Raw genomic sequence first — 14,423 nt, 5'->3', positions numbered from 1 at the left:
AAACTCTTTTTCATTCCGACCAAACTTTTTTTCATTTATTTTTGAAAAATTTTTCAGGCCTCTCATTCCTCTCTACATCGCCAATTTCTCTATGAACTTGCGCCCTTTAAAACTCGGTATTTCGTGTCTCGCAAAGCGGCTGCAAATGTAAAAACTCTTTTTGTTTCCGGCAAACATTTTTTTCAATTTTTTTTGAAAATTTTTGTCTCCCTAATCTTCTATATCCCGCACTATGTCTATGAACTTCGCTTCTCTTACTACATTACCTCTCTCTCAAAGCGGGTGCAAATATAGAGCCTTTTATTTCAATTCTCCAAACTCAAAACCAAAGTTTTTTCAATAAAAACAATCGCTTAAATCTAAACGATTGATAAACATAATATTACACCGGTAAATTTTTTGAGGAAAGCTAAGTTAGCAAAAGTATTTTAGTTACACAACTATTTTTTACTATTGTCTATTGGTCCATTTGTTAGTTAATGTGGCATAATCAAAATCCAATACTGAAGGCTGCCTGGGTATCCTATTTACAGCGAAAGCCCTTTGTAATATATCTTCTATTAAATAATCTTCGTGATTAGATTCCGGATGATACTCCTCCTTTAAAGATATATCAAACATGCTTGCCGTGGTATTATACCAAAAAGCTCTCCACCCACTTCGAAGATCCTTGACCAGATCAAAAGTGGTAATTCCAGTTTGACGATGTATTAATTTAACTAAAATCTGTCCTTCGGTCCTCGTAAGCTTTTTTAACTCTTCCGTGAACTCCTCTTCCATATACTGTTGTAACATCTTAGTATACTTTTTGCGCTTGCGCTTAGATTCGATCTGATCCAAACGTTCATTTAAAGACACAAGGCGTTCAGCTGCTAATTTTGCATACGGATATACCTTAATTGTTTTCCTTTTTAATATATAGTATTGCACCCTCTCCTTTCTGTCTTTAAACCTTAAAGGTTGGAAAACATAAACAGGCTCGAGCGCAATCTCAGAAACCGGTATTGTGTCACCATCTATAAAGTATAAGGTTTTGGCTGTATCTATTGGTTTCTCCACCTGAGCGTACACCATAAATACAGAAAACATCAACATATAGAAAATGACTCTCTTCATCATTGCAAATTAAAATCATTCAAAAATAATAAAATACCTAGCCTTAACTATTAAATGTATGTGAATATTGCTAATTTCGCTAACTAAATTTTTGACTTATGGCGAAAAAGAAAATCATCAACAAGAAATCAATCAACTTCTTAGAGAAATATCTAAACAATGCTGCCCCTACCGGATACGAATGGGAGGGTCAAAAAATTTGGATGGAATATCTAAAACCTTATGTGGATACTTTTATAACTGACACCTATGGTACAGCGGTTGGAGTTATTAACCCCGATGCACCATTTAAAGTAGTTATAGAAGGACACTCAGACGAGATATCCTGGTACGTAAACTATATTACGGATAATGGACTTATATATGTAATAAGAAATGGAGGTAGTGATCATCAAATAGCACCATCAAAAGTTGTTAATATCCATACAAAGAATGGTATTGTAAAAGGTGTGTTTGGTTGGCCAGCTATTCATACACGTAATAATGAAAAAGAAGAAACACCAAAATTAGATAATATCTTCATCGATATCGGAGCCAAGGATAAAGAAGAGGTTGAAAAGATGGGAGTGCATGTTGGTTGTGTTATCACCTACCCTGATGAATTCTTTGTGCTGAATGAAAATAAGTTTGTATGCCGGGCGATTGATAACAGAGCCGGTGGTTTTATGATCGCCGAAGTAGCACGATTACTTCATGAAAATAAAGTTGAACTTCCTTTTGGATTATATATTACCAATTCCGTTCAGGAAGAAATAGGATTACGTGGTGCTGAAATGATCACTCAGACAATCAAACCGAATGTGGCTATCGTAACGGATGTTACTCATGATACCACAACTCCAATGATCAACAAAAAGAAACAAGGGTTAGCGGAAATAGGAAAAGGTCCGGTAGTGTCATATGCCCCTGCTGTACAAAACAAACTTCGGGAACTCATTATTGAAACAGCTGAAGAAAAGAAAATACCTTTTCAACGAATGGCTGCTTCGAGATTTACAGGAACAGATACTGATGCGTTCGCATATAGCAATGGCGGTGTAGCTTCTGCTTTAATTTCTTTACCTTTACGTTACATGCACACTACTGTAGAAATGGTACATAAGGAAGATGTTGAAAATGTAATACGTCTTATATATGAATCGCTTTTAAAAATAGATCCAAATAAAAGTTTCAGCTATTTTGAATAATGGACGAATATGTAGACATATTAGATGATAAAGGGAATTACACTGGTAAATCACTATTAAAATCTGAGGCCCATCAATTGGGCCTTTTTCATCCTACTATTCATGTTTGGCTTTATACTACCATTGGAGAGGTTTTAATCCAGAAGCGCGTTGCTACCAAAAATACATTTCCAGGATTATGGGATGTATCGGTTGCTGGTCATATTTCGGCGGGCGAATCAATCCTTACTTCTGCGATCAGGGAGGTTGAAGAAGAATTAGGATTAAAGCTCAATGAATCGGAACTCCTTAAAATCGGGACACATAAACATATCAGTACCCACGGTACTATTATAGATGCAGAATTTCACCATATATACATAGCTAAATTAAAAGTTCCAATAGACACCCTGACTCTGCAATCATCAGAAGTCGACGCTGTCAAACTAATACCTTTGGAAGAATATACCACTGAGATCAGCAAAAACAATGCTACCAACTACTACGTCGTATTGGACGAGGCATATTATGAGTTAGTTTTTAAGCGTTTGCACCAAGCTATAAAAATGTAACAAAAACATGCTTTTCAAGCAATTGCTTTTTAAGTACTTTAGTGCCTTAAAACCAACATGGATTTTCTTAATCAGAATTATCTCAATATATGATTAACAATATTTATGTGAGAGCGCAACGGCAACAAGTGCATATGAATTTTTTGCACCGTTTTCCGTTGGGCAGAAATTTTTAAATACATGAAAAACACCATTGCTGAAAGAGTCGCTGACTTTTTGAAACGTTATCCACCATTTAATTTGCTCAACAAAGAGCAGCTATTAGAAATTTCAAGACAAGTTCGTATTATCTATTTGGAGAAGGATAATGTGGTCTATAAACAAGAAGATACCGGACATGATCAGTTTTATGTGGTTCATAAAGGGGCTGTTGAATTAAAGCGGGAAGAAAAAGAAAAGGTTAAAACCGTTGATCATTGTGATGAAGGTGATATTTTTGGTCTTCGTCCACTTTTTGCCAATGAGAATTATGCAATTACAGCTATAACTGAAGAGGAATCTATTGTATATGGTATTCCTATCGACATTTTCAAACCGATAGCCACTCAAAATTTAAACATTGGTAATTATTTATTAGAAAGCTTTGCCTCCAATACTAAAAATCCATTTTCCAAAGAATATACGAATAAGCTTTATTCAGATGATGAAATACTTCTAAAAAATGATCCGGAGATTTTCGATTTACAACCGGTGAAGTATGTTAAGAAAGTTATATCCGCTAAACCATCATCTCCAATAAAAGATGTAGCTCAATTAATGTTTGATAAAAAGGTGAGCTCAGTTGTCATTAAAGAGAATGGCTCCCCCCTTGGAATTGTGACGGACAAAGATTTTCGAAACCTGGTAGCTACTGGAATTGTTCCCATAGAAAATGAAGTTTCAAGAATAATGTCTTCTCCTGTATTGTGTTACCCTAAACATACCACCATAGCCCAGGCACAAATTAGCATGATGAAACACAATGTCAGTCATTTGTGTATTACGAAAGACGGTACAGCAAATTCAAAGGTGGTAGGAATCGTATCTGATCACGACATTGTTCTGATGCAAGGTAATAATCCTTCAGTGCTCATGAAGGCTATACAAAAGGCGAGCAGTACCAAAAAGCTAAAGAACATCCATAAAAAAATACGCGTATTACTAAAAGGTTATATCGCACAAAATATTCCCCTTACTCATATTACTAAGATCATATTCGAACTCAATGATGCAACTATTAAAAGAGTTATTGATCGTGCTATAAGTAAGATCGGTGAACCCCCTGTTAAGTTTGCATGGATCTCCCTTGGAAGTCAGGGAAGGAAAGAACAGTTACTACATACTGATCAGGACAATGCAATAATTTTTGAAGATGTCCCTGAATATAAACTGGAAGAAGTAAGAGCCTACTTTTTATTGTTGGCTACAAAGGTGAATAAACGTTTAAATATTATTGGATACGAATATTGCAATGCTGAAATGATGGCCCGTAACCCCAAGTGGACGTTAAGCATTTCTGAATGGAAAGATCAGTTTACAAGATGGACAACCACTGCCGGTGATGATGAAATTCTGCTTTGCTCCATATTTTTCGATTACGATATCTCATATGGAGATTCATCTTTAACCACAAGTCTGGCCGACCATATTTTCGACATTACAAGAGATAATCAACGGTTTTTATCAATGTTAGGTGTCAGCGCATTAAGAAATCCTTCACCCATGGGGTTCTTCAGACAGTTGTTAGTTGAAAAAGATGGTGAATACAAAGACTTCTTTGATCTGAAGAAAAGAGCACTTATGCCCATTACCGATGCAGGTAGACTGCTCATACTTCAGCATCGGGTAAAGAACATCAATAATACTGCTGAACGTTTTGAAAAGTTAGCTCAATTGGAGCCTGAGAATAAAGACCTGTACTTATCCTGCTCTTATGTTGCCAAGTCCCTTTTAAAATTCAGAACCAAACATGGATTAATGCATCATGATAGCGGACGATACATAGAGCTTGCAGCACTCACAAAGGAAGAGAAAATGAAATTAAAGCGTTGCTTTAAAATCATTACTCAAATTCAGGAATTAATTAAATTCAGATTTAATTTAAGTCACTTTCTATGATCAATTGGTTTACAAAAAGAAATAGAGAGGAACTGCCTGATTACTGGCGGACATACGAGGCACTTTTCAAAGAAAAGCCACCCCAAACACTTAAAGAAACTCGATTTGTTGTTTTAGATACCGAAACTACGGGTTTTGATTTTAAAGAAGATCGGGTATTATGTATAGGCGCCGTATCACTTATAAATAATACTATTGACCTCTCTGAAAGCTTTGAACTCTACATCAAACAGGATCGATTCAATCCTCAAACTGTAGCTATACATGGTATTATCAAAAATGAGAAGGTAAATATGCTGGATGAAGATGAGGCCTTAAAACGATTTTTAAAATATATTGAAAATTCTGTTTTGGTAGCCCATCATGCTGGATTCGATATCGGAATGCTTAATCAGATTTTAAAAAGAATGGCATTGCCCAAACTTAAGAACAAGGTTTTGGACACCATGATTTTGTACAGAGCCACAAGAATAACTTCAAATCTCATTGATCAGGAAAAAAACTATAGCCTTGACGAGATTGCTGAAAATTACAATATTGAGCTTCAAGATCGTCATACTGCTGCTGGTGATGCCTATATTACAGCAATGGCCTTTATTCGTATCGTCGCCAAACTAAATAAAAACGGAAAACTCACTCCTAAAGATCTATTCAGAATTAAATGATAGCTTCAAGTTGACAGTTATCGGTATTGATCAGTTAAAAATTTAGAAGTTTACACCAAGAAGCATTATTTTTATACAAATGATTAATGTTTACGCTGAGAAATTAATACGATCTATAAAGGATAATAGTCATCTTATAAATAAAAAAGAGAATGTACCATACCACCATTTACTAAAATTACATGATTATGAAAAACTTATTCTTAACAACAATTACATTTCTAATCGTGCTATCTGCACCTTGTCTATTAAACGCTCAAAATGAAACCATAGATAACTCAATTCAGAAAAGAACACAAGAACTGAATCAATTCTATGATATTTTAAGCAAAACGGTAAAAAAAGGAGATTTTGAGGGATATTCCAACTTATACCATCAAGATGCCGTTGTTGTTTTTACTGCCGGTGAAGACAAAAAGAGTGTTCCAGTCATACAAGCCTTAAATAAATGGAAGTCGGGTTTTGAAGATACTAAAAGTGGCAAAGTTAAGGCGCAAGTGGAATTTAGGTTTTCACAAAGGGTCGGAGATGAAACCACCGCTCATGAAACAGGAATATTCCATTATCAATCATACAATAAGGCCGGCGAGGTAATCTCGAACTATTATGGTCATTTGGATATGCTATTGGTAAAATTAGATAATCAATGGAAAATGATCATGGAACATCAAATTAGTGATGCAACTCCAGAGGAATGGGATGCCCTATCGCCGGAATACTAAATTATAACTCAAGACAACTTCAATGTGGTACTATCTCCACTGAGGTTTTGAAAACCTGAAATATGATCCTTAAGAGGATTGATGGTATTAAGAAAAAAAAGGAAAATCGTTTAAACCATGGGGTTTGAATTCCTGTATTAAACTTGTCAAATTAAAAACCTGATACATTTCAAGATAGAACGTATCAGGTTTTTTCAGTTATTAACCTTGGGAATTTTTACTATTTCAAGAAACAATAGCTTCTTCCATAATGCTTTCCACCACATCAGGGTTTAGCAAGGTTGATGTATCTCCCAGGTTAGCAGTATCTTTTGAAGCAATCTTACGCAGAATTCTTCTCATGATCTTACCACTACGTGTTTTTGGCAGTCCTGTAACGAACTGAATTTTATCCAATTTGGCAATTGGTCCGATCTTATCCGAGATTTGCTGATTAATTTCTTTACGTAAATTATCTCTGTCACGGCTTTCACCTACATCCTTCAGCATTACATAACCATACAAAGCATTTCCTTTCACATCATGCGGGAAACCAACAATAGCTGATTCTGCAACTGCAGGGTGTTCGTTAATGGCATCCTCTATAGGAGCCGTACCCAGATTATGTCCTGATACTATAATAACATCATCTACCCTTCCGGTGATTCTATAGTACCCTACCTCATCACGCAAAGCGCCATCTCCGGTAAAATATTTATTTTCAAATGCACTGAAATAGGTGTCCTTAAATCGTTGATGATCTCCCCAAACACTTCGAGCCATTCCCGGCCAAGGAAATTTGATACAAAGTCTACCATCTACCTGGTTTCCTTTTACCTCTTCTCCATTTTCATCCATTAATGCAGGCTGGATTCCCGGCAGCGGTAAAGTAGCATATGTTGGTTTAGTAGGGGTAACATAAGGAATTGGTGATATCATAATACCCCCTGTTTCTGTTTGCCACCATGTGTCAACAATTGGACATTTCTTTTTACCTACATGGTTATCATACCAGTGCCAGGCTTCTTCGTTAATAGGCTCCCCTACCGATCCTAATACTTTTAATGAAGACAAATCATACTTTTCAACAAGTTCCTGATCTTCTTTTGCCAGGGCTCTGATTGCTGTAGGTGCCGTGTAAAATTGGTTTACCTTATGTTTTTGAACGATTTCCCAAAACCTGCCGGAATCCGGGTATGAAGGAACTCCCTCAAACATTACTGTGGTAGCTCCGTTTGCAAGGGGACCATAGATAATATAACTATGTCCTGTAATCCATCCGATATCTGCTGTACACCAATACACATCGTCTTCTCTGTATTGGAAAACATTTTTAAAAGTATATGCTGTATACACCATATACCCGCCAGTTGTATGCATCATTCCTTTGGGTCTTCCTGTCGATCCTGATGTATATAAAATAAACAAAGGATCTTCGGCATCCATAATTTCAGAAGGACAATCATCACTGGCAGCATCCAAAAGTGGTTGTAGCCATTGATCTCTTCCCTCCTTCATTTCTATATCAGAATTAATACGCTTAGCAACCAGTACGGTTTCTATACTCGGACATTCTTCTAAAGCAGCATCTACAATTCCTTTAAGATCGATAGTTTTACTACCGCGATAACTACCATCAGAAGTAATAACCATTTTACAGGTAGAATCATTTATTCTAGTTGCTAAAGCCGTAGAAGAAAATCCTGCAAACACCACTGAGTGAATGGCTCCAATTCTTGCACATGCAAGAACGGCTACAGCCAATTCAGGAATCATCGGTAAATAAATACAAACACGATCACCCTTTTCAATTCCCTGCTCCTTTAAAACATTAGCAAATTTAGAAACGCGTTGATGTAATTGCTTGTAAGTAATATGTTGCGCCGCTTCCTTAGGATCATTAGGTTCCCACAAAATTGCCGTTTTGTCTCCTCTAATATGTAAATGTCTATCGATGCAATTTTCAGTAATGTTGAGTTTTGCATTTTCGAACCATTTAATTTCGGGCTTATTAAAATCCCAACTCAGGACTTTATCCCATTTCTTACGCCAAAGAAAATGTTCTTCGGCTACCTCTTCCCAGAAGTTCTCCGGTTCTCTTACAGACTTTCTGTAAACATGGTAGTACTCATCAAAACTTTTAATGTGATAGTTACTCATTTTATGCGCTATTATTATATTTTCAATTTAAGTCGCATAAATTTATAAAAATGACTAAACTATCATAGCAAACAAAGGGTTAAAATTAGAAAAAGCCACATTTTAGTGGCTTTTTGTTAAAAGAGGTTTTCAATATGGTCGAATGAATGCGTTTCTTGTGAACCTTCCTTCATATCTTTCAACACAAAGGTTTGTTCATTTAATTCCTGTTCGCCTATCATGATTACTTTAGGAATATCACGCTTATTTGCATATTTCATTTGTTTATTCATTTTGGCTGCGTCAGGATAGAGTTCGGCATTAACGCCTTTTGATCTCAAAACCTTAATAGCTCTCATAGCCTGCAATGCCTCCTTTTCTCCAAAATTAATGAATAATACATCCAATTGTTTTGAAACAGTTTCCGGGAAAAGGTTTAATTCTTCTAATACCAAATAAATGCGATCCAATCCAAATGATATCCCTACTCCGCTTACATCTTTTAATCCGAATATGCCTGTAAGATCATCGTAACGGCCACCGCCGCCAATAGATCCCATTTGTACTCCTTCCGGTGGTGCTACTTCAAAAATGGCTCCTGTATAGTAGTTAAGGCCTCTTGCCAGGGTAACATCTATATCCAGAGATGCAGACTTTAATCCCAGTGATTCGATAGCTTCAATAATAAATGAAAGCTCTTCTACCCCTTTGGTACCTTCTTCAGAACTACTTAGTAATTCCTTTAGTTGTTGTAATTTTTCTTTATTGCTTCCTGTAAAACCAAACAAAGGCTGAACTTTTTGTATAGCTTCCTCGGCGATACCCTTTTGAAGCATTTCATTTTTCACACCTTCTTCTCCAATTTTATCAAGTTTATCCAGTGCAACGGTAAAATCAATTAATTTTTCTTTAGCACCAATCACCTCAGCAATACCTGACAAAACCTTTCGATTATTCATTTTAATGGTTACACCATCTAAATTAAGGCTTGAAAAAACTGCATCATAAAGTTGTACAAACTCTACCTCCTGCCATAATGACTTTGATCCTACCACATCAGCATCACATTGATAAAACTCACGGAATCTACCCTTTTGAGGCCTGTCCGCTCTCCAAACCGGCTGCACCTGATACCTTTTAAAAGGGAAGGTAATATCATTTTGGTGCATCACCACATACCGTGCAAATGGAACAGTAAGATCATAACGTAATGCCTTTTCTGTAATTTTCAAGGCAATCTTATTTGCATCTTTGGTTTGATAAAGATCATCACGAACTTTTGACAGGTAGTCTCCTGAGTTCAGGATTTTAAAAATTAGACGATCTCCTTCCTCCCCATACTTACCCATTAAGGTATCCAGGTTTTCAAAACTAGGTGTTTCAATCGGTTGAAACCCGAAAGTTTGAAAATGCCTTTTGATGGCATTAATTATATAATTACGTTTTGATACTTCAGCAGGTGAAAAATCTCTGGTTCCTTTAGGTATGCCTGGTTTCTGTGCCATTATGCTTTAATTTCTTAATTTAATATGTTTTGGATTGATTGATAAAACTATGGAAGTATCTTCTCGAGGTAATTATACAAATCTCCTTTTGTAATTACCGCTCCCTCTTTTATCAATTCAAATTTATCCACATTCTTTTCTTCCGAATACATTTTTGAAGCTGTCATCATCTCCACCTCATCGCCTAAAAAGTTTTCTTTAAACCATTGAAACCCTTCACCAGAAGTTAAATCAATAGCTTTATTCAAAACTCTTACAGCTATCAATTTCATTTCTTTATCAGTTAAATGGAAAAGAAACATTTGCGTTGGTGAAACATTTTCCAAATACTCCACCTTGGATAGAACCCCCTCCCAGATTAAATCACTGAACACATCCAATTCTTGTTCGGCTGTTTCCGGTTTTTCTTTTTTAATGCTTTCCCATTCATCAGCTGTAATGGACTGTGTTGCCAGAAAATTAATAAATTCCTGGTGTAATTCTTCAAACTGTTCTTTCGTAAGTCTAGAATACTTCATTCGGCTTAAAACTTCATTTAATGGCGCAAAAATAAAGACCAGAGTTCGATTATTAAAGCAAAGTCAATATTAAAATAATAGGAACCAAGTAAAAAGGCCGTACAGATAGTACAGCCTTTTAAAATTAAATCGAAAATACTTAATTAAAAATGTATCGAATACCAAACTGAGCTTGCCATCTGGAAGCCAAACTGGAATCATATACAAAGGTATCTGTTAAATCAGGATTAAAGGTGTACGTAGGTACATTATTCGCATCCACGGTAACGCCCAATGGTTGTATGTTGGTAGGTTGCTGAATTAAGCCCCAATCTGAACTGATTAAATTTCCAACATTTAATATATCGAAACTTAATTGTATGGTGTTTGTTTTATCTTCACTAACCTTAAAATTGTAATCCTGAAGAATCTTAATATCCCATCTTCCTCTCCAAGGGGCTAAAGCGCCATAACGCTCTGCATACGATCCACGATTATCACTCAAATAATCATCTTGACGAATGTAATTCTCAAAAGCCTCTGCCTGTCCGGCACCCGAAAAGTTCATTTGTCCGACCTCCGCTGCTGTTGGTATGTAGATCAAATCGTTAAAGTTAGAACCATCTCCATTAATATCACCTCCATAGGTATAGTTAAACCGTCCTCCCTGGGCATATTCGAAGAAGGAAGAAATGGTGGTAGCCCATTTATCATTACCATATTTAAATTGCTTCGATAAAACCCCTATAATTCTGTGTCTATCTCCATACTTAGAAAATCCAAGCACATCATTATTGGCATTGCCAACTACGGGGTTTGCCACAAAGGCATCACCTGTAATTTCAGCTTCAATTGAATTTACATCTTTAGCATTTAAATAGTTATAAGCAAGACTTGTATATAAGCCATTGTCCCAATTCTTTTGAGCTTTTATTGACGCATTCCAAATCCTTCCTTTATCAGAATTGGTAAACACATAAGCATTATTAGCACCTATATCATTCGAGGTATAGATTTCTCGGTTATCCACACCTACCAACTGCCCGGTAGGATCCTTTAACCCCCAATTCTGCACATGAGCCCCGTTAATATCTTTAGTATAGGAAGCATCCAGCGTTAATGTAAGACCATTTTCCAATCTATGGTCAACCCCTAAACTGGTTCTCCATACTTGAGGCCATTCATAATCAGGGTCGGTAATTTGGAAAAAGCCCTGATCTGCTCCACTTACCTGATTACCAATCCACACAAAAGGGAAACGTCCGGTAAAAACCCCTGTTCCTCCCCTTACCTGGGTGGTATTATCATCCATCACATCCCAATTGAAACCAACTCTCGGTGAAAGCAACCATGCATTTGATGGCATTTTAGTCGAGTTCAACAAAACTTCCTCTCCGGTATCAGGGTCGTAATATATAGTATTCGGGTCTACAGTTGCTCCATTATCGGTGTCGATATATTCCTGTATTTTTTCTGAAGTATCAAAATATAGTGGTTTATCGGCTCTAATTCCGAAAGTAACCTTAAAATTGTCCTTAACATTCCATTCATCCTGAATATAAAAAGCCAACTGACCTACGTTAGTCTCAGATAATTTCCATCCACCGTCGTTACCAACTCCGGAAGCATTTAAAGCTGCATACCTGTCTTTAGCAAATTGCAGGTTTTGCACCAATACACCATTAGGGTCATTGGCATCATCCAGGAAGGTTTGAAGGGATGGATATGGTCCACCAAAACCAGGGATATTGAAGGTTCCATAATATGGAAACGTCCCAAAGTTGTCATAAGCAGCCAGGTTAAAGGAATTATCAAACTCAAACTTTTCGAAAGAAACTCCAACCGTAAAAGTATGCTCTCCGACGAAAAAGTTCATGTTGTTAGTTACCTGAAAAACTTTTTGATCTAAACGGTTATGAATCGAAAAAGGTTCATGACCGGCAATAATATAATTAGATCCGGCACCATCCTGAATGGTTATTACAGGAGCAGGTTCAGAAAATGGGTTTCTAAAGTCATCGAAATGCGTATATCCCATTTGCAGTTTATTTACTGCCTGATCTGATAAGGTAGAATTCAATTCCAATTGAAAAGATTGAATTCTGTTATTGATTTCATAGCCTGAATTTTCAAATTGAAGGGTTGATGCACTTGGACCTCTAAATCCTAAGGCAGTTGGGTGTGCCGGTTTTTCTTTGGAGGCATCCAAAAAGTTATATATAAAAGCTAATCTGTTCTTGTCGTTGATATTCCAATCTAATTTAAAAATACCCTTAGTGGATTCGGAACCAAAAGTGAAGCCTTCATAAGCTCCTGTGTCATACCCTAAGCTGGACAAAGCGTCGGAAACGGCTATTAGATCTTCAACAGTAACTCTTGATTCATTAATAGCACCTGTTCCTCGGTTTGGAACAAACGAAGAACCTAAATCAGATCGCTCATCCCTTTCAAAATTTGCAAAAAAGAAAAGCTTATCTTGAATAATCGGTCCTCCAATGCTAAAACCATATTGATTCTGTTTCAAATCTGGTTTAAACACTTTATCTCCCTTTATTTTACCTCCGGTTAGATCTTCAGTTCTAAAGTATCCATAAGCAGTTCCTTTAAATTCGTTCGTACCACTTTTGGTAACGGCATTTACAGAAGCTCCTGTAAATCCGGATTGTGTAACGTCATATGGAGCGACCGCTACTTGTATTTGTTCAATAGCATCTAAAGAGATCGGTTGCGCATCTGTTTGCCCACCAGGAGTGGCGGCATCTAATCCAAAAGGATTTGTAAATATGGCACCGTCTAACGAGAAATTATTGTATTAATCATTTCTACCTGCAAAAGATCCTCCACTTGCGGTTGGTTCCAACCTGGTAAAATCCTGAGCGGAACGGGAGATTGTTGGAAGACGGGTGAGTTCTCTCCTTCCTACACTAGTTTCCGCACCGGTCCGGTCTTTACCAAAGGTACCGGTTGCATCTCCGGTAACTACCACCTCTCCAAGCTGCTCACTGGTCTCCTGAAGGGAAATGTCTAAAGTTTCAGACTTACCGAGTTCGAGATATACATCAGTGAGTTTGTGATCCTGAAAACCAACATAGGTTATGGTAATCACATAGGGTCCGCCAACCCTCAAGTTTAATAAATTAAAACGACCATCAAAGTTTGTTGCCGTACCATATTTAGTTCCTGTAGGACTATGGATAGCAACGACACTTGCTCCGGGCAAAGGTTGTCCGTCCGGATCGGTAATCAATCCCTTAATATTGGAAGTCGTAACCTGTGAGAATACTGCCAGTGTTGAAATGAACAACAGGCAAAAGAGTAGGATTCTTTTCATTTGATTAATTTGTAGTTAGTTTATTGTTTTTAAGTATGTAAATCTATGATAAACACCTAACTAATATAAAACTTTTTATTAACATACCCTTAACGAATCGCTTTCTGAATGCCATGCAATCAGATATACCGTGCTGATTATCAAAAAGTATCAAGCTCCTACCCTGACTTCAGGTTTACGATATGGCTATTATCATTTATATACACTTTAACCATGCCTTATCCATGCCGTATCTATGCCGTATCTATACCTTTGCATCGGGCCTAGACACTTTTATCCATAAATTTCCTACCAAGGAGAATACCCTACAATTACTATATTTTTAAAGACAAGATCACCCACATTTGTTGCAGAATCTATTAGACTAGGGAGGTAAAACCAAAACGGGGCATTCAAAACTCTTTACGGAATCTATTCAATTTGTCATTCCGCACTTGTTGCGGAATCTTTTATTCTATGTTTGATCCACGCTTCCATTACGGATTAAGTACAATCTTTACATAAACACAAAAATTGGACATAATCCGTCTTTTTTATTTTTATCCCGTCCGAAACAAGATGTTTGCAAAACGGTATTTAATTAAGAAATCAAATAAATTCAAACGGGTTAGCTGCGCTGATCCGGAGTGAGGGA

Annotated in this window: 9 protein-coding genes and 1 pseudogene; 5 read left to right on the top strand and 5 right to left on the bottom strand. The window is 36.8% G+C overall.

Annotated elements, in window-relative coordinates:
* Positions 1–450 precede the first annotated feature (450 nt).
* A complete protein-coding gene (locus BM361_RS10125) occupies positions 451–1,116 on the bottom strand; it encodes a DUF4294 domain-containing protein (RefSeq protein WP_074978611.1) in 666 nt (221 codons plus the stop codon).
* Positions 1,117–1,214: 98 nt separating this feature from the next.
* Between BM361_RS10125 and BM361_RS10120 the strand changes: the two genes are divergently transcribed.
* The 5 genes from BM361_RS10120 (at position 1,215) to BM361_RS10100 (ending at position 6,338) form a co-directional block, all read left to right on the top strand.
* On the top strand, positions 1,215–2,303 hold the full coding sequence (locus tag BM361_RS10120) for a M42 family metallopeptidase (protein WP_074978610.1): 1,089 nt from the start codon (positions 1,215–1,217) through the stop codon (positions 2,301–2,303).
* Positions 2,303–2,854, top strand: a complete 552-nt coding sequence (locus tag BM361_RS10115) for an NUDIX hydrolase (protein WP_074978608.1) — start codon at positions 2,303–2,305, stop codon at positions 2,852–2,854. The genes BM361_RS10120 and BM361_RS10115 overlap by 1 nt, the downstream gene beginning before the upstream one ends.
* A 180-nt stretch (positions 2,855–3,034) precedes the next feature.
* Positions 3,035–4,951, top strand: a complete 1,917-nt coding sequence (locus tag BM361_RS10110; RefSeq protein WP_074978606.1) for a DUF294 nucleotidyltransferase-like domain-containing protein — start codon at positions 3,035–3,037, stop codon at positions 4,949–4,951.
* Positions 4,948–5,616 carry a 3'-5' exonuclease gene (locus BM361_RS10105; protein ID WP_074978605.1) on the top strand — a complete coding sequence of 223 codons (669 nt, stop codon included), beginning with the start codon at positions 4,948–4,950 and terminating at the stop codon, positions 5,614–5,616. The genes BM361_RS10110 and BM361_RS10105 overlap by 4 nt, the downstream gene beginning before the upstream one ends.
* 188 nt (positions 5,617–5,804) lie before the next feature.
* The gene (locus tag BM361_RS10100; protein WP_175496572.1) at positions 5,805–6,338 is read left to right on the top strand and encodes a YybH family protein; all 534 of its coding nucleotides are present in this window, start codon (positions 5,805–5,807) and stop codon (positions 6,336–6,338) included.
* A 225-nt stretch (positions 6,339–6,563) separates the two neighbouring features.
* On the opposite strand, the gene acs is transcribed toward BM361_RS10100, so the two are convergent.
* From acs to BM361_RS10080, 4 genes and pseudogenes are all read right to left on the bottom strand, one after another.
* Complete coding sequence (acs, locus tag BM361_RS10095) at positions 6,564–8,477, bottom strand: acetate--CoA ligase (RefSeq protein WP_074978601.1); 1,914 nt, start codon at positions 8,475–8,477, stop codon at positions 6,564–6,566.
* 116 nt (positions 8,478–8,593) lie between these two features.
* The gene (hisS, locus tag BM361_RS10090; protein ID WP_074978600.1) at positions 8,594–9,961 is read right to left on the bottom strand and encodes a histidine--tRNA ligase; all 1,368 of its coding nucleotides are present in this window, start codon (positions 9,959–9,961) and stop codon (positions 8,594–8,596) included.
* A gap of 47 nt (positions 9,962–10,008) precedes the next feature.
* Positions 10,009–10,479, bottom strand: coding sequence for a DUF6495 family protein (locus BM361_RS10085; RefSeq protein WP_038262854.1), 471 nt, complete (start codon positions 10,477–10,479; stop codon positions 10,009–10,011).
* A gap of 139 nt (positions 10,480–10,618) precedes the next feature.
* Positions 10,619–13,789, bottom strand: a pseudogene (locus BM361_RS10080) (TonB-dependent receptor).
* Between the last annotated feature and the right edge of the window lie 634 nt (positions 13,790–14,423).

Source organism: Zhouia amylolytica (genome assembly GCF_900116365.1).
Taxonomy (GTDB): Bacteria; Bacteroidota; Bacteroidia; order Flavobacteriales; family Flavobacteriaceae; genus Zhouia; species Zhouia amylolytica.
Note: the sequence above shows the minus strand (reverse complement) of the source record. Positions and strands in the feature narration are given on the sequence as shown.